The following is a 24,533-nucleotide window of genomic DNA, read 5'->3' as shown; positions in this document are numbered from 1 at the left end:
CTGCTGACATCGAAATCCTTTTAAAGCCTCCTCCGGAATTGAGCACGCAAAACTCGATGAACGATGAGGTTTCGGAGGGATGAAAGATGGCGAAGCCAAGCTACGTCAAGTTTGAGGTTCCGGCAGAGCTTGCCGAGAAGGCCCTTGAGGCCGTCGAGCTCGCTCGCGACACCGGAAGGATAAGGAAGGGTACCAACGAGACCACCAAGGCCGTTGAGAGGGGCCAGGCCAAGCTCGTTGTCATCGCTGAGGACGTTGACCCTGAGGAGATAGTTGCCCACCTCCCGCCGCTGTGTGAGGAGAAGGAGATTCCGTACATTTACGTTCCGAGCAAGAAGGAGCTCGGTGCCGCCGCTGGTATTGAGGTTCCCTCTGCCAGCGTCGCCATCGTCGAGCCCGGCAAGGGCCGCGAGCTCGTTGAGGACATCGCTATGAAGGTTAGGGAGCTCATGAAGTGAGCTCCTTTTCCTTCCTTCACCGCAAGGAAAGGTTTAAGTTCATCCGTGCGAGGGATTTTTAGGTTAAGGGGTGTGAGAAATGAGCGACGAAGGATACCCGGCTGAGGTTATTGAGATCGTTGCCAGAACCGGCGTCACCGGTGGCGTTACTCAGGTCAAGGTTAGAGTTTTAGAGGGCCGTGACAAGGGCAGGGTCATCAGAAGGAACATCAAGGGGCCGGTTCGCGTCGGCGACATAGTCATCCTCAGGGAGACCGAGCGTGAAGCTAGGGAGATCAGGACCAGGAGGTAATCGCGATGGCCAGGTGGAACGTCTGCTCCTACTGCGGAAAGGAGTTCGAGCCGGGAACGGGCAAGATGTACGTCAGGAACGACGGCAGAGTCCTGTTCTTCTGCTCCAGCAAGTGCGAGAAGTACTACTTCATGGGCAGGAACCCGAGGAAGCTCAAGTGGACCAAGGCCTTCCAGGAGGCCCGCCTTCAGAGGGCCAAGAGAAGGAAGTAACACTATTTGTTGGCTTTTGTTTTTTACCTAATTTAAAGCCAAATCTCCAGATGATTGTTTTAGGATTTATGCTCTCTGGTGAATTTACTATAAACAGTTATGCTAATAACAATGATAGCAAACACTAATGCCATGTTTGTTGGCGATGAATTGATTGTAGTTATTCTTGAGAATATAACAAGGAGCATGCTCACTATTAAGATCTCTATTACCCTATTCTCGATATCTTTAAACGTTTTGAGTTCTGTGAATGGCAATTGTCCTCCAATTTTGCTTTGAAGATATAGGATTTTCGTGGGAAATGTTATTCTGGTAATCCCGACGGATATCATTATAAACACCATAGCGCTCAACATGTATTCAGCTATTTGAATAATATAAACATCAAACATCTCTATGTTTTGTTGTAATACTAAAGACAGCAGGATGGAAATTCCATAAACAAATGATGTCACCCCAAGTATCATGAATGATATAGAGACTAATATCGCAAATAAGGCAGAGATAGGAAAAACTGAGTATGCAACTGTTTCAATCAAACTGACACTTCTATCTTCGGTATTAGGTTCCATCGTTACTTCCTCTCTTTGGGATTAACCTCCAAATAATCTCTGTATTAATCGGACGACCCAATTAGATCCACTAGGTTTTGGAGGAGTCTCACTGGGAATATCAAATTCTGCTCTCTGATTCGGATACGGATAGGGATATGAGTCTCCCACAATAATCTCCTGCCTGGGTTTGTATGAGGTGGACCTACGTCTTAAATATGCGTCCAGTGCAGGATGAATAAGATACGTTCCCACGGGACCAAATATAGAATCTTTAACCTCTTTGGAATGCATTAAAGGCTCCCCGGATCTTTCATCGATGATAACCTGGGGGTATTTCATTTCATTTGGGGATAAAAATTCTTGAACAAACTCATGATTAATACGACTTCTAGAAACTATTCCAAGAAGCCCAACTCCATATAATGGGTAAAATAACTCCCAACAATTTAGTCCATAATTCTCGCATATATCTTCTAAATCATCCTTTGAAAGTATATTAGTAGGAATTTGAGCAAGGAGGCTCTCTAATATTGATGCTTGGAGTTGGATAAAGGGGTATACCTGATTCAAGAACTCTCTTTCTATTATCTCTGCAGCAGTACTATTTACGACTTCTCTAATTTTTTTAGGTGACTTTCTTTTTTCTGGACCTAATTCGCTTAGTCTCCTTCCAATTGTTATTATGTCCCTTGGTCTTTTTAGAGTATGTCTATATATGTACATGAATATATCCTCCTCTACATAAGGAAGTGTTTCAATTTTACTAGTTCCAAAGAATCCCTCTATAGGATCTTTACTGTTTGGCTCGACTAAATTATCCCTGTCCTCTAGCAGAATATTTTTGATGAAGATTCTCCTTAGGTCATCTAAGTCGTACTTAATGTTAAGAGTCATCCCTTGAATTTGTTGATATGACTGGCCCCTGTAACTATCTATAACTTCTTTTCTGATCCCAACGAAGATCTTGATATGATGGTTTTGTGTTGTTATCTCCCTCACAGCAAGTATCAACCCCCCTTGAATTGCATACCAAACGCTAATAGAAAGCATCCCGAATGTTAAGTCGGTTCCTCTATCATTAGTTCCACGTATTAGATGTTCAATTAAAAACTCATCTGTCTTATCAATGAAAATCGCACACCCACTTCTAATATAAGTTGATATGAGACTTCTCATATTTGTTAACAAATCTGAGTTTATAATACCATAAAATTCCTTTTTACCTCTCAACCCAACTTTCTGTAAATAAGCACTAATAAATTCGCCGGGATTTAAAAATGCATTTTCGAATATTATTTCATAGACTACTGGATATTTTTCAATTATGTTTTTGGCATCACGTAAAAGCCCGCTGTCAGGACGGGATTTAATATGATATTTGATAATTGATGAATATATTGAAATTTTCCATAAAGTTGCCCAGACATTTATTTGAGATAAGAACTTGATATCTGATTGGCTGAATGTCCCTACACCAGTGGGATGATCTAGTTCTATATTTTCGGGGATTATTAGATAATCCCTGTGTTCTGTCTGAAATTTGTGTCGCTTTAGTTTTAATAGTAGGGTTTTTCCTGTTCCTTTTGTTCCGCTGATTAAATAGTAATCATCAGAATCTTTGAATTTTTTAACAACAGGAGTCTCGTATATATATTCCTCGATTATAGAAGTGTTAATGCGATCTGCATCATTTATCCATGGTTCATTTCTTCCCATAATGCTCCCCCCGGAGAGCATTAGCTCACATGTTATTGACATTAATTGATAAAAAAATAGTACAATATTTAATAAACCTTTTCATTCGAAAACTTTATTCTAAACAGGTTAGTTGATAATATCAATACTTCAAGTGCACATGAATCCAAAAAACCTATTAACCACCCGGCCAATTAACTTCGGTGTTGCCAATGGCTGAGAGGAAGATAGAGAGGACGCTCGTTATACTCAAGCCCGACGCAGTCGTCCGCGGACTGATGGGCGAAATAATCTCCCGCTTTGAGAAGAGGGGACTTAAAATCGTCGGGATGAAGATGATATGGATCGACCGCGAGTTAGCCGAGAAGCACTACGAGGAGCACAGGGGAAAGCCCTTCTTCGAGCCACTACTCGACTACATCACCAAGGCCCCGAGCGTTGTCATGGTGGTTGAGGGACGCTACGCCATAAGCGTCGTCAGAAAGATGTGCGGCGCCACCGACCCGAAGGACGCGGAGCCCGGAAGCATAAGGGGCGACTACGGCCTCGACATCGGAGACTCGATATACAACATAATCCACGCCTCGGACAGCCCTGAGAGCGCCGAGAGGGAGATAAACCTCTACTTCAAGCCGGAGGAGATATTCGAGTACTGTAAAGCAGCGGACTGGTTCTACCACACCCACGCGAGGGGAAAGAAGGAGTACCTCGACAGCATGAACTGCCTCGAGCGCTAGACCTTTTTCATTCTCTTCTCCACGTTTGCAAGTGTTGTGAACTCGTCCCGTCCCTTGTTCTTCTTCGCCAGCTCAGTCACTTTCTTCAGCGTCCTCTGGAGCGTTTCCTTTCCGAGCTCCCCGGCCACGAACTGATCCGTGGCCATGCGTACCTGGATTATATAGGCCAAATCAACCCCCCAGGAGAGGAGCGTTAGAAAGGCCGCGCCGGCAAGCTTGAGGTTCCAATCGCCGATGTCCGCGACCACCATTCCGGATATGAGGAACACTATCAGGCCGAGGATGAGCTGCCTGACAGCTATTCCCCTGCTCTCGACGTAGGCCGCCTCGAGTACCATCACCTTTGTCTCGTCGGGTTCAAAATCCAGAAGCCTCTCTCCGATGAAGAGCCGCTTTCCAGTCAGCAGAGCCGTGAAGCAGTCCTTTACGCAGTATACCTCCTCAACCTCAATGCCGTACTTCCTCAGGAAACCCTTCACCCAGCCGAGGTCGAGCCTTTCTGCGTTTGTCACGTTTCTTATGTATTCCTCACGGTTTTTGAGGAGCCAGACTCCGATCACCAGGTAGAGAACCGCGTAAACGCCGAGGAGCCTGGGATAGAGGCCCACGGAAACCAGGGAGAAGAACAGGGTAATCTTCCCGATGTTGTTCTCCCACGAGGCCGCCCTGTGCAGCGTCAGACCGGCGTTCCTCACGAGGAGGTAAGCGATGAGGTAGTCGAGATACACCGCGAACAGCAGGGCCAGGCCGATTTCCCTGCCGGGGGCGGTCTCACCGGCGATCATCTCCCCGCGGAGGGGATTGAGGGTCGCGAAGTAGAGCATCCAGACGGAGGCGAGTGACAGCGAGAACAGCATGCCGTAAACCGAGGTCCTGTATCTGTTTTTCCTCCAGAGCAGAAGAGCGATTCCAAACCCCACGACCGTTGAAATCAACACGATGGCAAAGCCGGCCAGCATTTTACCACCCCTCTGAGATTACCACTCCAGCTTTTAATCCTTCCGGCCGGACGAACCTTTAAAAGGCCACGCCGGAGTTAGGCTTAGAGGTGAGGGAGATGAAGAAGATTAGGCAGCCTATCATAGCGGTTCTCGGTCACGTTGACCATGGAAAAACAACCCTGCTCGACAGGATCAGGCGCACGAACGTCGCCGGCAAAGAGGCCGGCGGAATAACTCAGCACATAGGCGCTACGGAGGTGCCGATCGAGACCGTCAAGCAGCTGGCCGGTCCGCTCATCAAGCTCTGGAAGGGTGAGATAAAGCTCCCGGGACTGCTCTTCATAGACACTCCCGGTCACGAGGCCTTTACCAGCCTCCGCGCTAGGGGTGGGAGCCTGGCAGACCTCGCGGTTCTGATAGTTGACGTGAACGAGGGCTTCCAGCCGCAGACGATAGAGAGCATCGAGATACTCAGGAAGAACAGGACCCCCTTCATCGTGGCCGCCAACAAGATAGACAGGATTAAGGGCTGGAAGGTCGAGGAGGACGAGCCGTTCCTAGTCAACATCAAGAAGCAGGACCAGAGGGCCCAACAGGAGCTTGAAACCAAGCTCTGGGAACTCATCGGAAAGTTCTATGAGATGGGCTTCAACGCCAACCGCTTCGACAGGGTTCAGGACTTCACGCGCGAGCTTGCCATAATCCCGATTTCAGCCAAGTATGGTATAGGCGTTCCGGAACTTCTCGTCCTTATCGCGGGTCTCAGCCAGAAGTACCTCGAGGAGAAGCTCAAGATCGAGGTCGAGGGCCCGGCGCGCGGCACGATCCTTGAAGTGCGCGAAGAGCTCGGCCTCGGAACCACCATAGACGTCATAATCTACGACGGAACTCTGAGGAAGGACGACACGATAGTCGTTGGAGGCAAAGACAAAGCGATAGTGACGAAAATCCGCGCCCTGCTCAAGCCGAAGCCCCTCGATGAGATACGCGACCCGAGGTTCCGCTTCGACCAGGTCGACGAGGTCGCCGCCGCCGCGGGTATAAAGATAGCCGCACCCGGTCTTGAGGAAGCCTTAGCCGGCTCGCCGGTCATAGCGGCCCGCTCGGAGGAAGAGGTCGAGAGGGCCAAGGCCGAGATACTCGGCCAGATACAGAGCGTCGTCATAAGCACCGGCAAGGTGGGCGTCATAGTCAAGGCCGACACCCTCGGAAGCCTCGAGGCCCTCAGCAAGGAGCTCCAGGAGAAGAACATACCGATAAGGAAGGCCGACGTCGGGAACATCAGCAAGACCGACGTGATGGAGGCCCTGAGCGTCAAGGACGAGGAGCCCAAGTACGGCGTCGTCCTCGGCTTCAACGTCAAGGTGAACGAGGACGCTGCGGAGGTCGCCAAGGCCAAAGGGGTGCCGATATTCACCGGCAACATCATCTACAAGCTCATCGAGGACTACGAGGCCTGGGTCAAGGCGGAGGAGGAGAAAAAGAAGCGCGAGCTGCTCAGCAAGGTCACCTTCCCGGGTGTCATAAGGCTCTACCCGGACGAGCGCTACGTATTCAGGCGCAGCCACCCGGCCATAGTCGGCATCGAGGTGGTTGAGGGCAGGATAAAGCCTGGAGTGACGCTCATCAAGCAGAACGGCCAGAAGGTCGGCGTTATCAAGTCGATCAAGAACAAGAACGACTTCGTCCAGGAGGCCAAGAAGGGCGACGCCGTTGCGATAGCCATCGAGGGCGCGATGGTCGGCAGGCACATCCACCCCGGCGAGACGCTCTACGTTGACCTGAGCAAGAACGACGTCATAATCCTTGCCAAGCAGCTCAAGAACGAGCTGGACGAGACCGACATAAGGGCCCTCAAGATGACGGCGAAGGTCAAGGCCCCGCAGGACCCGTTCTGGAAGGCGGTTTGAGTCCCGTTGCCCTCTTTTCTTTCAAGTTCTTTCCAGCCATATCACCGCCTCAACGTGCGGCGTGTGAGGGAACATGTCGATTAGAATAGCGTCCTCAATCCTGTAAGCCTTACTCAGGTGGTTCTCGTAGTCGAGCCGAAACGCCTTTGGGTTGCAGGAGACGTAAATGACCCTCTCAACGCCGCTTTTTACCAGGAGCTCAGCCGCCTCCCTCAGCCCCTTCCTCGGCGGGTCAACTATGACTGTGTCGTAGTCGCCGATCGGCGTTTCCTCTGCCTGGCCGACCCTGAATACGGCATGGGCCCCGTTCAGTTCAGCGTTTCTTCTGGCTATCTCCACCGCGAAGGGGTTCAGCTCCACACCTTCGACGGCAAAGCCTCCCTTCGCCAGCCAGACGCCGAAGGTTCCAACGCCGGAGTACAGGTCGAGAACTCTCTCGCCATCGGCAAAGCCCTCGACGGCCTTGAGGAGTAACCGTAGGGCATAGCTGTTGGTCTGGAAGAATGAATTGGGGTGGATGAGGTAAGTCACATCACCGATTCTCTCGCGTATGAAAGGTTCGCCGTCCAGAAGCTCAGGCTCTCCCTTCGGGTCGTCCCTTCCGTTCGTCTTGAGGCTCCAGTAGAGGGAATCCACGAAGGAGAAGTAGTCCCTGAAGACCTCAGCAACTTCCTCCGATGGTTTCGTATGGGCTACGAGATTCACCATGACCTCGCCCGTGAACTTACCCTCCCTGACCTGGAGGTAGTGAACGTCGCCGGCTTTTCTCCTCAAGTCCCATGGCTCAAGGCCAGTCTCGCTCAAAAAAGCCCGAAGGGCGCGCAGGTATTCGGACGTCCTCTTCGAGAAAACCGGACACTCGGAAAGATTAACCACGCCGAAGGGATCCCCATATTCCTTGAGTCCTATCCCTTCGACGGTCACGATGAAGTTGCTTACGTTTCTGAAGTCCCAGATATTGGGCGAGCCTTTGATGGGGGCGCTTATTCCGGTTATCCGCTCAAAGAGTTCGGCTTTGAATCCCAACTGTTCTCCATATCTCAGACCCTGCCAGAGGCAGCCCCCGCAGGCTCCGAAGTGGGAACATCTCGGGGTCTGCCTGAGCGGTGAAGGTTCGAGGAGCTCAAAATCCGTGGCTACCCTCCTACCGAAGCGCCTCCGGGTTTTCTTCACACTCACCACGTCGCCGGGATAGACGAAGGGCACGTAAATGACCTTATTACCCCTCTCCAGCACGCCGAGGCCCTCGTCGCTCAGGGCTTTTATCTCTCCCTTCAGGGGCATGCTTGGGAGTCACCGTCAGGGTTTTTATATCCCTCGCATACTCTCGGGCGGAGGTGGAGGTGATGCCGAAGGTATTCGTCACGCGCGCGATTCCCGAGAACGGTATCGAGATGCTGAGGGAGCACTTCGAGGTTGAGGTCTGGGAGGACGAGCACGAGATTCCGAGGGAAGTCTTGCTAGAGAAGGTTCGCGACGTTGATGCCCTCGTCACCATGCTCAGCGAGCGGATTGACGCGGAAATCTTCGATGCCGCTCCTAGGCTTAGAATCGTGGCCAACTACGCCGTCGGCTACGACAACATAGACGTTGAGGAAGCGACCAGGAGGGGAATCTACGTCACAAATACCCCCGACGTTCTCACCAACGCCACCGCTGACTTCGCTTGGACTCTCCTCCTTGCCACCGCGAGGAGGCTCGTCGAGGCGGACGGATTTACCCGCTCCGGCGAGTGGAAAAGGCGCGGCGTTGCCTGGCACCCGCTCATGTTCTTAGGTTACGATGTCTACGGCAGGACGATAGGCATAGTCGGCTTCGGAAGGATTGGCCAGGCGATAGCGAGACGCGCCAAGGGCTTCGGAATGAGAATCCTCTACAACTCGCGCACGAGGAAGCCGGAAGCTGAGAAGGAGCTCGGCGCTGAGTTCAAGCCCCTCGAAGAGCTCCTGCGCGAGAGCGACTTCGTGGTCTTAGCCGTTCCACTGACCAAGGAAACCCATCACCTGATAAACGAGGAGAGACTTAAGCTGATGAAGCCCACCGCGATACTCGTCAACGTAGCTCGCGGAAAGGTCGTCGACACGGAGGCGCTCGTGAGGGCGCTCAAAGAGGGCTGGATCGCCGGGGCGGGCCTGGACGTCTTCGAGGAGGAGCCCTACTACCACGAGGAGCTCTTCAGTCTGGACAACGTGGTTCTGGCCCCGCACATAGGCAGCGCCACCCACGGCGCGAGGGAGGGCATGGCCGAACTCGTTGCGAGGAACCTGATAGCCTTCAAGAACGGCGAAGTCCCGCCGACGCTGGTCAACAGGGAGGTCTTAAAGGTCAGGAAGCCTGGGTTTGAGTGAACCATGTATAAGATGAGCTAGAGAATTGCCTTGAACCTCTTCGCGTCCTTGCACATGTCCGAGTTGTTGAAGAAGACGAAGCTTTCGGAGATGTTCCAGCCGAGAACCCTTTCCCTTATCTTTTTCAGCTCCTCGTCGCTGTAGGAATGCTTGTAGATTATCCGCTCGTTCTCGTAGCGGCCGTGAAGCCTGTAGTAGTTCACATCACCTCTGTGTAGGGGAACCCGCACGAGGGGATCGGTGACGTCTATGGCCCCGAACTCCCTCACGAAGCGTTTTACCCCCTCCTCGCTCCAGCCCCTCAGCTCGACCGCTATCTCGAAGTCCCCCCGCTCCGCCATCTCAAAGAAGCGCTCCGCGTTGGCGAAGCTCTCCTCACTCTCCCTGAAGCTCTTCGGCAGCTGGATCAGAATAAAGCGGGCCCTTAAAATTTCTGCTTCCCTCAGCGTCAAACGCCAGAAGTGGAGCACCTCGCTGTTCGGCCTTAACAGGCCGACTTCCCTTCTCGGCTTCACGTTGCTCCTGCGCCACGTCGGGCTGTTTGGCGGATGCGTCACGCCCTGAAAGGCCTTTATGGCGAAGGTGAACTCCTGCGGAGCTTCCCTCCGCCAGCGTTCGAGCGTCTTCTCCTGAAGTATCCGGTAGAATGTCTGCTGCACCTCTATAGCATTGAAATCGCGGTAGTACTTTGCGTGGCTCTCGCAGAAGCCGCAGGTTCCGACGTGAATCACTCCCACCACCACTGGTCATTTCTTCCAAAAGCCTAAATACTTTCGGGGCCAATTTCCAGCCATGAAGCCATCCGGGAGAATCCTCCTCGTCACAGGAAAACTCGCGGAACCCCTCGTGAGGAAGTACGGAGAAGGCTGCGACGTCTTCGTTACTCCGGTCAGCGTTGCCGCCTTCCTTACTCCAGAGATGATAGTCCGCTACCTGAAAAAGGCCGGCATAAAGAGTGAGGATTACAACCTGATTCTGATTCCCGGCCTCGTTCGGGGTTCAGCTCAGCTCATCGAGGACGAAATCGGAATCCCCACCTTCAAGGGGCCGAGGAACGCGATGGACATCCCCCAGACGCTTAAAGCCCTGAGTGAAGGCTTCAGGCTCAGCAAGGAACTCCCCGCCGACGAGCTCTTCTCCTTCGATGCCCTCAAAAGGGTCGAGGACATCAGAAATAAGACCAAAAACCGGCGCTACATCGAGAAGGCCCTCAAAAAGCCGTGGAACGTCCTCATCGGCAACCTTCCCGCGGGAAGGGACTTCCCGGCGAGGATTCTGGGGGAAGTGGTGGATGCCCCGAAGCTTGGGATTGAAAAGACCATCGAGAAGGCCCTCTACTACCTCCGCGAGGGGGCCGATATAATCGACATCGGGATGGTCGCGGGTGAGACGAATCCCGATTTCATCGAGCTGATTCCCGAAATCCGAGAGAGGCTCAGTGAAGAGGGCTTCGAAGTCCCGATAAGCTTTGATTCCCTCAACACGGCAGAAATTGAGAGGGCCCTCGACTGTGCAGACCTCTTCCTGAGCGTCGACGAGGGCAACCTTGAGGGGCTCGTGACGGAAAAACCCGTCGTTTTAATTCCGACCAACCAGAAGAGGGGCTTTTTCCCGGTCAAGCCGCTGGAGAGGGTCGAGTTCCTTGAAAACCTCAGGGGGAGAGCCCTTGATTTGGGTTATAGGACGGTAATTCCCGACCTAATCCTCGAGCATGTCCCTCATCTAGCGCGCTCCCTTACTGCCTTCCAGCTCTACCGCGAGAGGAATCCGAACGACGTTCTTTTGGCCGGCGTTGGCAACGTGGTCGAGCTTTACGACGCGGACAGCGTCGGGATGAACGCGTTACTCGCTGGAATCGCTAAGGAGCTTTCAATAAACCTCCTCCTCACGACCGAGACGAGCGCCAAGGCGAGAGGTTCGGTGAGGGAGCTGAGAAGGGCGGTGGACATGAACCTCTTTGAGATGCCAAAGGATTTGGGCTTCGGCATGCTTCTCTTAAAAGAGAAGAGGGCCGCGGACTGGCGGTTTGAGCCTGCCGGGAAGATTGTCGAGGCGGAGGAGAGGTCCGTTGAGCTCGAACCGGTCTACTTCCGGGTCTGGGTTGAGGGAGGCAAAATCTGGGTCAATGCCCACCGGGGGACCGAAGCGGTTCTAACAATCGTTGGCGACGAACCGAACGCGATAATCGACACTATCCTTGAACGCTTTGAGATAAGCCCGAGACACGCCTTCTACCTCGGCAGGGAGCTTGAGAGGGCTAAAACGGCGCTGAAGCTGAGGAGGAGCTACGTCCAGGAGGTTGAACTCTTCCCGGATTTTTACCTGAAAGATTGAAAGAGGCGCTAGCGTCTCCTAATTGCGGCGAGAATTACTATGAGAGCCATTATGCCGGGCCCGCAGGTTTTTCCTGAGCTGCTGCTGGCGGTGGACGATGTCTTCTCTGGACTCGAAGTTTCGATTGGGGACTGGGTCTCGGTTTCCGTAGGGGTGAACTCGTAGGAGACCCCAACCTGGCTGATGTACATGTGGGATTTCAGTGGGCTGTCGTCCCATCCCCCGATGAGGAGCTGGAAATGGGTAGCGTCTCCAAACTCCCCTGTTGAGGCATTTTTGATCAGCTCCCCTGATTCCCAGAACTCTACGTGGTCCTTGTATAGAACGATTTTGAAGGATTTGTACTCCCTGGGAATCCTCCGGGCCTCACTGAGCGCTCCGCCGGGTAAATCGTAGGCTATCTTGTCCGAGGGCCAGCTTATGTAGCGCATCCCCAGGTACTTTCCGGAGTCAAGGTCATAGACCCGGAACCACATCTCGGCCGTTCCCGGGTCCGTGAACTTCCACATGCCGGAGAACGTTATGGAATCCCAGTTCTCGATCGTTATCACCCTGCTTCTGAGGAAGGCGTGCTCCTTGTGATAGTCTTTGAGCCTGAGGCCGTAGGTCTCGAAAGCCGCCGCACCGTCCTCCTCGCTGAACCTGTTACCGTTTCCCGCGATATCGAGGGTCCATTTTCCCTCTATGCTTCCCGAACTGAAGTCGTCGTAGAATGCCACCTTCCCCGAAGGGTTTCCTGCAGTCAGTCCCGAAAATGCCAGAAGGCCTGAAAGAAACAGGAAAAGGAGCAAAAACGGACCTCTTCTCACTTTCACCGCCTCCTGTATGCGTAAACCCCAATCAGCGCCAGGATCGCGAGCGCCGCGAGTAGGTAGTAGGCAGCGTTTCCTCCTTCTGGTGCCGGTGTTGACGTCGTTTCGGTTGAGCTTTCGGTGTGGACCGGTGTTTCCGTGGGTGTCTCATGCTCTTCCGCCTTGACCTTCTCGGCCACCGCAAAGACGGAGAGGGATGGGACACTGACTTTGTAGTACGCGTACCTGAGGTCTTCGTACTCAAACACAGGCTCGTACTCGACCCAGCCGTTCTCGAGGTGGAGCAGGAGCAGGGAATCCTTACTAACGTTGTTCGCCCTGAGCCATTCCTTCGAGACCCTGAAGCGGAGCGTTGCGTTGGTTATGCTCCAGTTCTCCGGATGGGTGACGTTGAAGATGGAGTATGTGACGTAGTCGTAGCCCTTCGGTGCCTCAACATCTCCGGGCTTCTGGTAAACCGCCACCATGCCGCTCACCCTCACCTTTGGAAGGAAGTATAACCTGTAGAGGTCCGTCTTCGTCGAGACCCGCACCCATTTACCGGGTTCGCCAGATACTATGTCTCCATCGGCTCTGTTCTCCGTTATAGGCTTCTCCATCAGTTCCACCGTGAAGCTCTTCTCCTCCGTCACGTTCCCGTAGAGGCAGGTCACAGTGAGGGTGTAGTTTCCTGCCTTCAGTCCCCGGGTCGGTACGAAATCCCCGCTTCCGGTGAAGTTTCCGAGCTTCCAGCTCAGGGAACACGGCTTTGACGTCTCGATACTAATCCTTCCGCCGGTATAGAGCTTCTCGGGTGTGACGGTTACCTCCGGTGGTTCTAAGCTTCCATTCTCGGGAATGGCTATCAAGATGCTTCCGTTTTCGTTGCCCTCAGAGACCTTGACGCTCCCTCCAACGGCGGTTTCCACTTTGGATGGGTCTATCCCAAAGGCCGGCGTCAGCTCGACCGAGCCTCTGTAGGTACCCCTCCTCTCGATGGTCGCGTTGGTGAAGAGTTTTCCAGCCTCCATCGTGATGTGTATCCCCTCGTCCTCTGGTAGGGCGACGAGCTCTCCCCTGGCAGTCAGGATTATTGCATTGTCCCTGACTTCTACATCGAGGGAATCAACCTTAGTGAAGTATGGGCTCACGAAAGCCCTGGCGAAGGCTTCGTTCCTGAAGAGCGCGAAGACCATGGATGCGTTCCGTGGGTCGGGTCTCAGTTCCATTCTGACCTCGCCGAGCATTGCCCCTTTTCTGGTTCCGGTTATCCCAACGCTCATGCCTTCAAGGGTTCCATTGAAGAGTGGCCCAATTCTCGTCAGGGGCGTTGGAACCACGTATTTTGCCCTATAAACGTCCGGCTCGCCGAAGGTGAGGCTCACGTTGCCCCAGCCGTCAAGGCTTCCTCCCTCGCCGCCGAGGAGTATCGCGGTGTCGAACTTTTGGGCCTCAACCGTATAGTTCGCCGGCGGGTCAAGCACCTGTATGCTCATTGGAAGCGGCTGAGTTAGGGTGGCGTAGATGTTGTAGAAGGCCCACTCCCCCAGGGTTATGAACGTGTCTACCGCCGCTGCTATTGTGCCCTTTGCGTCCTTCAGGGCCTTTTTCTGCTCCTTCGGTGAGAGGGACTGGAACGACTTCTTCTTTTTGAGCTCCTCGACTATCAGTTCCTGCGCTATCTCCTTGGCAGCCTTCTTCGAGTTCTCGCTGATTTCCTCGGTCATCTCCTCCTCCGGCGATGGCGGATTGGCGGCGTCTTGGGCTTCCTTGTAGATGTCGTTCAGGGTGTCGCTGTCCACTATCTCAAGCACAGTTTCAAGGAGCAGCATTTGAAGGTCCTCATCACCTATTATCGCAGTCCCGTACTTCTTCACGATCTCGACTTCCTCCGGCAGGGGGAGGCTCTCGAAATCGGCAACGTCCTCATAGAAAGCCCTGTCCATGCCGTAGTTCTGCTCCAGTCTTGCCATCGTGTCGAGATTTATCACCGCCGCGTAGGTCGCGTCGTCGGCCTCGATGAGGGCGTTGGTTTCGGGTGAGTTCTGGGCCATCCACGTGAAGTTCTTGTCCTCATCGGGGAAGTCTATGTTCTCGACGATGTTGGTTATCTTGAGCATGCTCTTGGCTATGGCCGCCACTATGGTCCTCACCGGAACGTCGATGTCGTACACGCCGAGCGCCCCTTCCACGCCTATCGCTATCAGGTCTATCTCGTTGAAGAGGAGCGAGTACTCGACCCCCACGGTAACGCGGTAGTGGGGTATGACCGTTCCGGGTTCCTTGCTGTGGTCCGCTATGGCTTTGAACTCGAAACCCGGCGGGATGACGTGGTACCAAACGTAGCCTTCCGGCTCCATGTCGTAGTCGCCCTCGGCGTAGTAGCTGTAGTAAACGTTCTCGTTCGTGTTCTTGAGCTTTAGATAGGTCTTGTCCCCGTTCACGCCTATGACGTCAACCTGAACGGGACCGACGTTCTCTGTGAAGGGCACGAAGCTCTTGTCGAGGGCCTTCACGGGTGTTTCCACGTAGTTTATCGGTATCGTCACGTAGTAGCCGGGCAGGGGCTGTCCGTTGATGGTCTCGTAGTATAGCACGTTAACCGTGCTCATGTAGTCGCCTGAGAAGTTCACCGGTGGGATGTACTTCGGCGGATTGTCCCACCACCAGGGCATCCAGGCCCCATAAACATACCTAACCTGACCAGGCTTGACGAGCCTCGTCAGGTTCTTCGCCCAGACGTCCGCCATGAACGTTTTGTCGGCACCATGGAGGAGCATGACGGAGTTCCTCTTGAGGAGCTTGTTGTGTAGGTTAGGGTCGCGCTCCGGGATGTAGTCCCTTACGTTGAGATACCACAGGTAAATTTCTCTATCGCCGATGTTCTGAATCTCAAGGTCGAAATGGTGGCTCTCTGCCGCTTCGAGGTTTTTATCCCCGTCGCCGTCATAGGTGTAGGTGTTCAGGTCGTACTTCTTGACGTGGCACTTGCCGGTCTGCTGACACCACTGCCTCGTATAAACGTAGGCTTTGTATTCGTTTATTTTGAAGACGGGCCCGAGGTCGAACTCTATCGTGGCGTTTCTCTCATCCCTTAGAACACCATCGAGGTCGTAGAGCCGTATCTTAATTGGAATCTTCCCGTCGCTCGGAAGTTCGTCCGGGAGGGGGTCCCATGTCAGGGTTATCGGATCGAAATCCGTTATCGGAATGAGGGCGTTGAAGTAGCCTTCCATGTTCCCTGGAACCGCCACTAGGAGGCTCACCTTTCCGGTGTGCCTCTCGATGTACTCGGGTAGAACGAGCTCAATCTTTGCGACGCCTGTAAGTCCCCCGGTGTTCTTTAGGAGAACGCTCACGTTCGCGAAGCGCTCGTCGTATGGAATGGCCGTTCCAAAGACATCTGGATCTCTTCTATAAACGTAAACGGCCGTCGGATGACTGATTGAGTAGGACACTATCTTTATGTCCACGTTTCTGAAGTACACCTTCCTGACGGCGCTGATGCTCGTCCCCTCGGCGTTCTTGGCGGTGAACTTCAGATAGCCTGTCCCCGTGAGGTTCTTCCCGACGGTGTCGAGCGTTATGTAGCCGTAGTACTCCCTGGAATTTGGAGAGCTCTCGTTGAGAAGCTCCTCTGTACCGTTGTATATGAGGGTGTAGTTCACGGCTATTATGGAACTCCGAGAGGTCGCTCCCCCGGCGAGGCTTATAACGCCCTTAACGTTGCCGTTTTCCATCGGGTACACGTCCAGCGAGACGCCGAGAAGGCTGGAGCCCCAGTCTGGACCCGTGCTAACTGTGCTTCCCGGCGAAACCGCCCCGTTCTCGTCGAGGATGTCGTAGTTCGTCTCCACTTCGCCGCTCGCGGTGTACATCGTCCCGCCCGTGAAGTTTTCAACGAGCCGCGGCTCGTGGCCTCCCCAGTCGGTGTTGTTGATGGTGATTGCTCTGGCGCCCGTGGTTAGGTGGATGCCCTTCCGGTTCACGAGTGAGTTGTTCTCCAGCGTGAGAACCGCGTTCCCACCCATGAGAACCCCGAGTCCGTTGTTCTGGACGAGGCTGTTGGTTAAGCCCACGGCACCGCCACTTCCCTGGAGTATTGAAATCCCCACGTTTCCTCCTGTTATCGTGTCGTGGTCTATTAGGGTGCTCTCTCCCCCCGATGCCCAGATGTCGATTCCGACGTCGTTGTCGAAGAGCAGGTCGTTGTAAATGGTTCCGTTAACGCTCAGGAGCTCCATGCCCTTGGTGTTGTGCATAACGTAGCTGTCCCTTACGTCAACACCTGCCCTATATGCCCAGAGTCCCACCTCGTTTCCGGTTATCGTACTGGAGATTACCTCAACGCTCCCGCTGGAGCCCATTGGATGGAGATGAAGTCCATACTCGAAGCCGCTTATCGTGCTCTCGTTGATGATGACATCGAAGGGGTTCTCCGACCAGACTCCGTAGCCGGTTCCGTTCCCGGTTACCTCACTCTTCTCTATCTCCATGCGCCCGCTGGCCTTGACGCTCCCGTGGATTCTGGAGCCGCTTATCCGTACCCTTGAGTAGAACGAGGACGTTATGTTGCCGTTTATCTCGTCGTTGGCTATGACGAGCCTCGCCGCACTGCCGTAAACGGGTGCATTTACAACGCTGTCCCTCAGGCCAGCGACTCCGCTTACCGTGTGGAGGGTGCTCTTGAAGGCACCGAGCTGGAGGTAAGGATAGCGGTTCGGGCTCCTGACGTGAACTGCTATGACGTTCTCCCCGGTTCTCAGGTAGCCTGCCACGTCAACGACGTCCATCAGCGGGTGGGCGCTTATCCTCCCCCCGCCCCAGCCCTGGACGAAGGAAAGCTGCGCCTCGTGGTTCAGCTCGTCAACGACCTTCTTCCCGTTAACGTATATCTCAACGCCGCTTATCGCGTAGTAGTTCAGCCACGCCTGGACCGGCAGTTTTTCAAAGTTCACGACCTTCTTCAGGTAGAGGTCCGTGAACTCCCCCACCTCGGTTCCATCGGTGAAGCCTGAGCGGTACTCGTCGGCCGAGAAGGGGGCGTTTCCGGCACTCATCCCAGTAGTCCCCATTGTGTAAACCCAGTTATCGGCAGGCTGGGTGGTCGAGTAGAACCACTCGGCGTTTTCACCTACGGCAGTTCCCCGGACCTCTGTGCTCCAATGGCTCCAAGACATCCCGGTGCTGAAGGAGACCCTCCCACCGTCTATGAGGCAGCCTTTAATCAGGGCATCGGTCGAGAGGGTTCCGAAGGTCGAGCCTTCGAGCCTTGAGTTCAGGATTACGATGTGAGACTGACCGGTGTTGCTCCTCAGACCCTCAATGACCATGTTCCTGAGAACGCTCGCGTCCCCGTCGAGGTCGTTCGTGGCCGGTATCCCGTCAACGTCTTCCACGCGGAGAGTTCCTTCAGGCCTGACTTCTATCTTGCCCCCCTCAACCGTGTAGCTCCTCAGCCTGAGTTCACCGTTCACGTGGGCGTAGAGGTTGCCGGCCCTTCCGCTCTCGAAGGTGCTCATCTTTCCTTCGCTGACGTAGACCATCAGGTACACGGGGTACGGGGATACGTCGCCGGTGAGGTTAACGTCGTGAAGCTCGATTCCACCGACGTTCTGGGCGTGGAACGCGTACTCGCTGCCGGTGATGTTGGTGTTGTAGATGTAAATCCAGTTGTTGCCCAGGTCGAGCTCGAAGTTCCTGTCCCCGTTGGACTCTATCAGCGAATCCATGAAGCTCAGGCGAACGTTCTTCGCACAAACGCCTTTTCCATTGTTTCTCAGGGTCACGTTCTTCAGTTCCTCGGTGGCGTATCCATAGCTGGGGGCCTCAAGATAGAGTCCACATTCCCGGTTGTTCTCGATTAGGAGGGTCTCCATCGTCCAGTGCCAGTCAGAGGCGACCCCGAGGAACTTTATTCCGAAGTCGTTGTTCCGGAAGGTGCTGTTGACTACCCTCAGCGAGCCGGGGGAGTTCCATGCGGGCCTGAGGTACGTGAGCCCTATCCCGCTGTGGAAGACGCTGTTCTCAACGTTCAAGCTTCCGCTCACGGTCATTTCACCGCTCACGTGGCTCAGCATCACCGTGACGTTCGAGAGACTGAAGTTGAATCCCCCATCCAAGACCGAGCGAGTGAACTCGGCGTTGCCCGTGAAGGTTCCTCCTTCGAATCCGCTTAGCCTTGAGTCGGATACCTCTATGTTCCCGTTCTCGCCGGAGAGGTTGAGGGAAGTACCCCGGATGAGCGAGCCCTGGAGAACCTTCAGCGTTCCGTTTACTTCCAAGCCCCCACCGAGGACGTTAATCTGGCAGTTCCTCAGCTCAAGGGAACCCCTACTGGTTATCAAGAGACTCCCGTTGATGGTATAGCTCCTCCCGGAGCAGAACTGGGTGTTGTTCACCAGCCAGTCGCCCTGAACCGGCGGGCCGGAGATTCTCACTTTAAAGGCCTCAACGGTCGCAGCCCCGCAGGTGTCAACGGCCTTCACCCGTATCACGTTGTTTGCGTACGGCTGGAGGTACGGCGATATGTCCATGTCCTCGCTGTAATCCATGTATTCACCGCCGTTGATTGAGACGTAGATTCCCTTCAGGTTTCCGTTCTTGTCTTTGGCCTCCGCGTGGAGGATAACCTCTTCGCCGGGTCTGGCCTCATCATCAACCTTCACGGCGAGCTCCGGCCTCTCGTTGCCTGAACATACGGAGAACTCCGTCTCTGCCCTCAGCTCTTTCCCGCAGGAATCCGTGGCGGTGATAACCAGACTCAAAAGCTCCCCGCGGGGCCCTTCTTCCATAAGCTCCTTCATGAAGGGGCTCAAGTCCAGCAGAAAGTTTCCGTTCAGGCTGAGGTGGTCGTCCACCCAGGAGTAGCTCACGTTCGGCGTAAAGGTTTCCGTGTGCTTGATGTTTTCTATGGTGAGTGTGTAGTTGCTCGGCGGGGCGTTGGTTCTCATCGTGAAGTTGATGGGGACGAGCAGGTTCATCACGTTGCCCCTCGGCGATGTCAGCTCAATGGTGCAGTTCTCGAAGCAGGGCCAGAGAACCCTGATGTGCCTCATGGGCAGGTCCTTGAAGTGGCCGTAGCTATCATAGACAACCGCATAGAACCAGTGCTCCCCGTTCAGGTGCCCGCCGAAGGTTTTCTCGCAGGTGTAAACGAGCTTTGAATGAACGTTCCCCCTCTCATCGATCTCGTTGACCCAGCGGTAGGTAACCGAGGCGCTGTAGCTCTTTCCGTCCCAGACCACCCTGCAGGCGCTTATTTTATCCTGCGAAGAAACTTTAACGGTTATCTCATTCGTGTCCGGGGAAAGCTCAGCTCCATCGGCAGGTGTTGGAGACATGTATCCCGCGTTCAGGCTCGGATATGGTATTGTCACGCTCTTCCACGTAGCTTCTCCCCTGTTTCCGTACCTGTCAACCGGGACAACGGAGATGTTATAGGTCTGTCCTGAGGTTAGGAGGGCGGTGTATCCTCCCATCGAGCCCGGCTCCCCCGTGAAGTTCCCAACCAGCGTCTCGTTTATCCACAGCTCGGTGTGGTTGAAGTCTTCATCGTTCGGGTTCAGCCAGCCTATTTCCGCGCCACCGACAAAGGGATAGACCCCTAAGTAAGTTATCTTTTCCGGAGGAGTCGTGTCCCTGACTGTCAGGTAGAAGTATTTGTCGTAGTCGTAGTTGTCGAGGCCATCTGCGACGGTGACGAAGTAGATAACATAGCCCTCTTCCGTGGTGTTGAAGGGTATGAAGAACGGAGTTCCGTTTTCCCAGTTGCCCTCATCGAGCCTGTACCAGCCGACCTGGGGCGTGTTCGCGTCCGGGTTGAAGTCCACGGTGTACCAGCCTGGATGTGAGTCCGTCGCGTTGATCCAGACCCCGGCGTTTGAGAGCCTCTCCGCGATAGTGTATATCTGATCCCCAGCCTCTGCAATAACGGTCAGATTCGCCAGGGTAACTTCAACATCCGGCGGGGTTATATCCGTCTCCATGATTCTTTGCTCACTGACCCCAGTTACTCCCCCTTCGTCCGTCCCATATGCCCTGAACGTATGTGGGCCATCTTTGGTTATGGCCAAGCTCAACTCCCAGTGGGTTCCCGAGCCGCTCATGGTATGGTTAACGCCATCGAGCTCAAGGACGGCCGAGGTGAGATTCTCGCTGGAGTTTATCGCGAAGGAAACCCACCAGAAGCCGAGTAAAGAACCGTTCTCCGGCGTCGGCGGGACGAACCAGATTTCGGGGGGCTCGTTCGCAGGTGGATTCACCCGCACCAGCCACCAGTGCCTCACAGCGCCGTTCCCGTTCTCGGCCCTCACGCTGACGTTCCAGAGGCCGATGATGAGGCTGGAGTTAATGTATGTCGAGCCGTTCCCCTCTTCCTCCAGAACAGCTGTCCCGTTGACGGCCCACGTGACGTTCGCCACCTGGTTGAGCGCTACGGAGAATGCCGCCGTTTCGTTTTCCCCGAGGGTGATTTCCTCCACTTCAGGCGAGAATGAAACTATCCTCAACGGTTCGGTGACCCTGAAGCAGAGCTCCGGCGTCTCGTTCTCGTTCCCGAAGGTGTCGTTCGCCCTGATGTACCAGCAGAAAACCTTCCCGGCGAAGTTTTCGTCGGTGCTTATCGTCCCGTTGCTCCAGCCGTCGGCGATTTGGAGCGGTACCTCGCTCCATACGAAGGCTCCATCAACGAAGGTCGCGTTCGTGGTCAAGACGGCCCCGTCGAGATGGACATCGCTCCACCTCGCGAAGACCTCAACGTCGTCGCCAGCGCTCACTTCCTCCTTACTCTGGCCGTACTCGATGAACTCTGGGGCCGTCGCGTCTATCTCCACCGTTCTCCCTTCCGTGGCGTTGTTCATTCCTTCGGCCGAGCCGTAAACGCGGAAGGTGTAGGTTCCGTCCGCGAGGTTTTCCTTGATAACCCACCAGCTCCTTCCCGAACCGCTCATGCTCTCGTTGACGCCGTTCCACGCTAGGGTGGCGTTGTCAAGATCGAGCGAGGAGCTGACGTTGATGATAATCTTCCTCACGTTGAGCATCGCCCCGTTCTCTGGAGTTGGTTCCACGAAGCTCACGGTGAGACCCGGCCGCGGGTAGACGTACCACGCCCAGAACTGGCTCGCCGAGCCGTTTGAGTTCTCAACGATGGCCCTGACGCTGTGCTCTCCCTCTCCCACATCAGAGTTCGTGTAGGTGGATGCTCCAACGTTCTCCTCCGTCTTCACGACGCTCCCGTCGAGGTACCAGGTGACGTTTACGGTCTGGTCCGCGGTTACCGAGAACTCGACGGTATCGCCGACGTAGCTCTCGACTGGGCTCTCCGGTGAGTACGAGACTATTTCCGGCGGGGAGTAAACTATGAAACAGTGAACAGGGGTGGTGTTCTCGTGATCCAGGGCATCGTATCCAGTAATCTTCCAGCAGTAGAGCCCTGGCTCGTCGAGGGTTATAGAGAAATTGCTCCAGCCTTCCGTTCCTTCAAAGACCACTTCATCAAAGATCTCCCAGGGACCGGTCATGTTCGTGTAAAGAACAGCCCCCCGAAGATGGGGGTCGCTCCAGAAGGCATGAACGTGAACCTCTCCGCCCGGCGGAAGGCCTTCCACATCCTGGCCGACGTTTGAATACTCAGGGGCTCTCGTGTCAACCTCGAAGCTCCTCTCCTCGCTCGTCCCGTTGTTCTCGGCCAGGTCCTGGCCGTAAACCCTAAATGTGTGAACACCATCCGCAACGTTCATCGGGTAGTACCAGTCCCTTCCCGAGCCGAGCATCGTGTGGTTTGCCCCGTCGAACTCCAGGGTCGCCAGGGCGAGGTTCTCGTTCGATGTGACGTTTATCACCACGCTGGATTCACCGATCAGGGAGCCGTCCTTTGGCGTCGGCTCAACGAAGGTAAGAACTGGTGGGATGATGTCGTTCTCCTCCTGGGCGAGTGGCGCGAAGATGCCCAACCCCGTCAGGTTGGCCTCGACGAGGTTCTTGTTCGTGTCCAAATGGTGCCCGCTCGTTCCCTCGAGCGTCCAGCCCTCGCTGAAGTGCCATATCTGGAGGCTGTCCTCTCTAAGGCTCCCAAGGGACGAATCGTCGTAATAGAGGCCCAGATGGAGCCAGCTGTCCACGTCTATCTCGAGGTACTCCCCAACGTCGCCGTAGCCCTCCGGCGGTGCCGGCCGGTTCTCCGGAGAAACGCCCCTCACGAGACAGTTTCCTGGACAGACTATCTCGGTCTGGATTCCGTTTATCAGGTCACCGCTCAGCGACCCTCTGAACTCCCCGATGACTGTTATTGCCCAGGCGTTCGTCTCGGAGAGGTTGGTCGTCAGTTCGTTGTTGTCTACAAATGAATCTCCCGCGAGGTACAGGTAGAGCGCGTAGCCGGGGTTCTCGTCCACCCCATCTATCGAGATAGTGTTATCATAAACCCACGCCGAGGTGTAGAAGACCTCTATCCCGTCGGCGCTATCTCCCCTAACCGTGAGGGTGTTGTCGTGGACGTCGCTGGCTTCACTCTCTTCCTCGTAGACGTAAATTCCGACACCCTGGAAGCCCGAAACGCTCACGTCGTTGTTACTAACAACGTTGTTCCCGCCGTAGCTGAGATAGATTCCGTAGCGCTCACTGTCCTCGGTTTCGGTTATCGTCACCGTGTTGTCCTCAATCGTACAGTTCTCGACGCCATCCACCCAGACTCCAATGTTCGAGACCGACGAGGCTATGACGAATCCCCTCAGCGTGACGTTATCGGAGCTCACGTAGAAGACTGGCTTCCTTCCGTTCGCCCACTCGGAGCCATCACCGGTAACGCGGGCGCTCTCGCTCGTTTCCACGGTGAGGGGTTTGTCTATCTCCACACTCTCCGGGTACGTTCCGGAGAGGACTACGACCGTTCCACCTTCGACCGCGTTCTTTATTCCGTCCTGGAGCGGCGTCTCGCTGGGGTTGAGGCTCCCGCCCTCGTACCACCAGCCGCTCTCGTTTACATAAACCGTTTCTGCAGGGGTGAGCGTCGTTGCGGTGTCGTTCACCCACGTGGTGTTGATGTTCCCGGAGTAGTCCCTCGTGAGGATTCCAACCGTATGCGTCTCGCCGGGTGAGAGCTCGTCGAGCCACCACTCACCCTCGTCCGTCTCGCCCTCGAATTTTCCGTCCACGTAGACCAGCGCCGTTTCGAAGTCCTCATCCTCCGGGTTGTCCCACGTCCAGTGGATGTAGTCCGCCCCAACTTCGTGGGCCAGGTTTCTAACGGTCCCCGGCGGCGTCTCGTCTTTCTCGCTCGCGTTCACGTAGAAGTTCACCTGGGCCATCCCGGTCTCGTCGCCGGCGAGGGCGTACACCACGAGGAGGTTCTCTCCATCCTGGCCGGTTATCGTGGTGTTCGGCTCGAACGTGATGTTCTTCCCGCCGTTGAGGGAGTAGCGCCACTCGTCAACCGGCTTGTTGGCAGTGACGTTCAGGTCTATCGTTGTGGTGTTATATATCTTCTCCTCCGGCGAGAGGATGGTTACCTGAAGCTCCTCACCCACCTGCTCCTCCGTGTAGCTGACGGCAGCGTTGTCGAAGTCCATATGCGACTCGAGGGAGGAGGCGTCCCATCCCCCCATAACGAACTGGAACCTCGTGGTTCCCGCCATGCTGGTGGTGTAGATGGTCTTCACGAGAACTCCGCTTTCCCAGAACTCAAAGCGGTCCTTGTAGATCACAATCTTGAACGGAACGTAACTGGTTGGAATTTCACGATATTCCGTCTGAGACGTGCCATCGTACCTGTACGATATTTTTGGGCCCTGCCAGCTTATGTAGTGCACTCCAACGTATTTTCCGGTGTCCAGATCAACGACGTGGACGAGCATCTCTGCCGTGTACGGGTCGAGGAACTCCCACTCGGCCTCGAAACTCACGGAACTCCAGTTGCTGACGTCAATTTCCCGGCTCTTCAATAGTGCGTGTCCGGAGTCCCATCCGCCGTGGCCGTAGGTAACCACCTGAATCTCCCCGTTGGCTTCAGTAACGCTGTTCCCGTCGCCCACCACATCGGTGCTCCACTTCGTCGCATCGAGGCTGTTGTCGTTGAAGTTGTCTTGAAAAACGTACGTTCCCTGGGCCTGGACAACGTGGGAAACACCGACGAAGCCCACGTTTAGGTATGAACTGATTAAAAGGTAGACAAGGAAGAGTGTGCTTTTTTTCATACCTGGCACCTCCAACGCAAGAAGAGCCGGGCTGCGTTGAGCTTGGGCCAAGTGATTAAAACAACGGTGT

Annotated in this window: 14 protein-coding genes; 7 read left to right on the top strand and 7 right to left on the bottom strand. The window is 54.7% G+C overall.

Annotated elements, in window-relative coordinates; translation table 11 throughout:
- The first annotated feature begins 86 nt into the window (after window positions 1-86).
- From rpl7ae to CDI07_RS05420, 3 genes are all read left to right on the top strand, one after another.
- A complete protein-coding gene (gene rpl7ae, locus CDI07_RS05430) occupies window positions 87-458 on the top strand; it encodes a 50S ribosomal protein L7Ae (RefSeq protein WP_088180640.1) in 372 nt (123 codons plus the stop codon).
- A gap of 79 nt (window positions 459-537) precedes the next feature.
- The gene (locus CDI07_RS05425; protein ID WP_088180639.1) at window positions 538-750 is read left to right on the top strand and encodes a 30S ribosomal protein S28e; all 213 of its coding nucleotides are present in this window, start codon (window positions 538-540) and stop codon (window positions 748-750) included.
- Window positions 751-755: 5 nt separating this feature from the next.
- Complete coding sequence (locus tag CDI07_RS05420) at window positions 756-962, top strand: 50S ribosomal protein L24e (RefSeq protein ID WP_055429496.1); 207 nt, start codon at window positions 756-758, stop codon at window positions 960-962.
- A gap of 59 nt (window positions 963-1,021) precedes the next feature.
- Here the strand turns inward: CDI07_RS05420 and CDI07_RS05415 are convergent, their stop codons facing one another.
- A complete protein-coding gene (locus tag CDI07_RS05415; protein ID WP_145954981.1) occupies window positions 1,022-1,501 on the bottom strand; it encodes a hypothetical protein in 480 nt (159 codons plus the stop codon).
- A 54-nt stretch (window positions 1,502-1,555) separates the two neighbouring features.
- A complete protein-coding gene (locus tag CDI07_RS05410; RefSeq protein ID WP_145954980.1) occupies window positions 1,556-3,274 on the bottom strand; it encodes a P-loop ATPase, Sll1717 family in 1,719 nt (572 codons plus the stop codon).
- 149 nt (window positions 3,275-3,423) lie between these two features.
- On the opposite strand from CDI07_RS05410, the gene ndk reads away from it, so the two are divergent.
- Window positions 3,424-3,948 carry a nucleoside-diphosphate kinase gene (ndk, locus tag CDI07_RS05405; protein ID WP_088180636.1) on the top strand — a complete coding sequence of 175 codons (525 nt, stop codon included), beginning with the start codon at window positions 3,424-3,426 and terminating at the stop codon, window positions 3,946-3,948.
- Here ndk and CDI07_RS05400 read toward each other — a convergent pair.
- Complete coding sequence (locus CDI07_RS05400; RefSeq protein WP_088180635.1) at window positions 3,945-4,907, bottom strand: hypothetical protein; 963 nt, start codon at window positions 4,905-4,907, stop codon at window positions 3,945-3,947. The genes ndk and CDI07_RS05400 overlap by 4 nt on opposite strands.
- A 98-nt stretch (window positions 4,908-5,005) precedes the next feature.
- Here CDI07_RS05400 and infB point away from each other — a divergent pair, with 98 nt between their 5' ends.
- Window positions 5,006-6,799, top strand: coding sequence for a translation initiation factor IF-2 (gene infB, locus CDI07_RS05395; RefSeq protein ID WP_088180634.1), 1,794 nt, complete (start codon window positions 5,006-5,008; stop codon window positions 6,797-6,799).
- 21 nt (window positions 6,800-6,820) lie between these two features.
- On the opposite strand, the gene rlmD is transcribed toward infB, so the two are convergent.
- Complete coding sequence (gene rlmD, locus CDI07_RS05390; protein ID WP_088180633.1) at window positions 6,821-8,083, bottom strand: 23S rRNA (uracil(1939)-C(5))-methyltransferase RlmD; 1,263 nt, start codon at window positions 8,081-8,083, stop codon at window positions 6,821-6,823.
- 59 nt (window positions 8,084-8,142) lie between these two features.
- On the opposite strand from rlmD, the gene gyaR reads away from it, so the two are divergent.
- The gene (gene gyaR, locus CDI07_RS05385; protein WP_088180632.1) at window positions 8,143-9,147 is read left to right on the top strand and encodes a glyoxylate reductase; all 1,005 of its coding nucleotides are present in this window, start codon (window positions 8,143-8,145) and stop codon (window positions 9,145-9,147) included.
- A 17-nt stretch (window positions 9,148-9,164) separates the two neighbouring features.
- Here gyaR and CDI07_RS05380 read toward each other — a convergent pair whose 3' ends face one another.
- Window positions 9,165-9,878 (bottom strand): DUF72 domain-containing protein, encoded by a 714-nt coding sequence (locus tag CDI07_RS05380; RefSeq protein ID WP_088180631.1) that lies wholly within the window; start codon window positions 9,876-9,878, stop codon window positions 9,165-9,167.
- A gap of 61 nt (window positions 9,879-9,939) precedes the next feature.
- On the opposite strand from CDI07_RS05380, the gene CDI07_RS05375 reads away from it, so the two are divergent.
- Entirely contained in the window at window positions 9,940-11,481 is a 1,542-nt protein-coding gene (locus CDI07_RS05375; RefSeq protein ID WP_088180630.1) for a dihydropteroate synthase-like protein, read from the top strand.
- An 8-nt stretch (window positions 11,482-11,489) separates the two neighbouring features.
- Here the strand turns inward: CDI07_RS05375 and CDI07_RS05370 are convergent, their stop codons facing one another.
- Entirely contained in the window at window positions 11,490-12,296 is an 807-nt protein-coding gene (locus CDI07_RS05370) for a CGP-CTERM sorting domain-containing protein (protein ID WP_088180629.1), read from the bottom strand.
- Window positions 12,293-24,463, bottom strand: a complete 12,171-nt coding sequence (locus CDI07_RS05365; protein WP_088180628.1) for a right-handed parallel beta-helix repeat-containing protein — start codon at window positions 24,461-24,463, stop codon at window positions 12,293-12,295. The genes CDI07_RS05370 and CDI07_RS05365 overlap by 4 nt, the downstream gene beginning before the upstream one ends.
- Between the last annotated feature and the right edge of the window lie 70 nt (window positions 24,464-24,533).

The sequence above is a fragment of the Thermococcus sp. 5-4 genome (assembly GCF_002197185.1).
GTDB lineage: Archaea > Methanobacteriota_B > Thermococci > Thermococcales > Thermococcaceae > Thermococcus > Thermococcus radiotolerans.
The sequence above is the reverse complement of the archived record's forward strand: the minus strand, read 5'-3'. Positions and strand labels throughout refer to the sequence as shown.

Excerpts from the sequence above, each read along its gene's own strand:
- rpl7ae (WP_088180640.1), top strand. The coding sequence starts at position 87 with ATGGCGAAGCCAAGCTACGTCAAGTTTGAGGTTCCGGCAGAGCTTGCC.
- CDI07_RS05425 (WP_088180639.1), top strand. The coding sequence starts at position 538 with ATGAGCGACGAAGGATACCCGGCTGAGGTTATTGAGATCGTTGCCAGA.
- CDI07_RS05420 (WP_055429496.1), top strand. The coding sequence starts at position 756 with ATGGCCAGGTGGAACGTCTGCTCCTACTGCGGAAAGGAGTTCGAGCCG.
- CDI07_RS05410 (WP_145954980.1), bottom strand. The coding sequence starts at position 3,274 with ATGTCAATAACATGTGAGCTAATGCTCTCCGGGGGGAGCATTATGGGA.
- ndk (WP_088180636.1), top strand. The coding sequence starts at position 3,424 with ATGGCTGAGAGGAAGATAGAGAGGACGCTCGTTATACTCAAGCCCGAC.
- CDI07_RS05400 (WP_088180635.1), bottom strand. The coding sequence starts at position 4,907 with ATGCTGGCCGGCTTTGCCATCGTGTTGATTTCAACGGTCGTGGGGTTT.
- infB (WP_088180634.1), top strand. The coding sequence starts at position 5,006 with ATGAAGAAGATTAGGCAGCCTATCATAGCGGTTCTCGGTCACGTTGAC.
- rlmD (WP_088180633.1), bottom strand. The coding sequence starts at position 8,083 with ATGCCCCTGAAGGGAGAGATAAAAGCCCTGAGCGACGAGGGCCTCGGC.
- CDI07_RS05375 (WP_088180630.1), top strand. The coding sequence starts at position 9,940 with ATGAAGCCATCCGGGAGAATCCTCCTCGTCACAGGAAAACTCGCGGAA.
- CDI07_RS05365 (WP_088180628.1), bottom strand. The coding sequence starts at position 24,463 with ATGAAAAAAAGCACACTCTTCCTTGTCTACCTTTTAATCAGTTCATAC.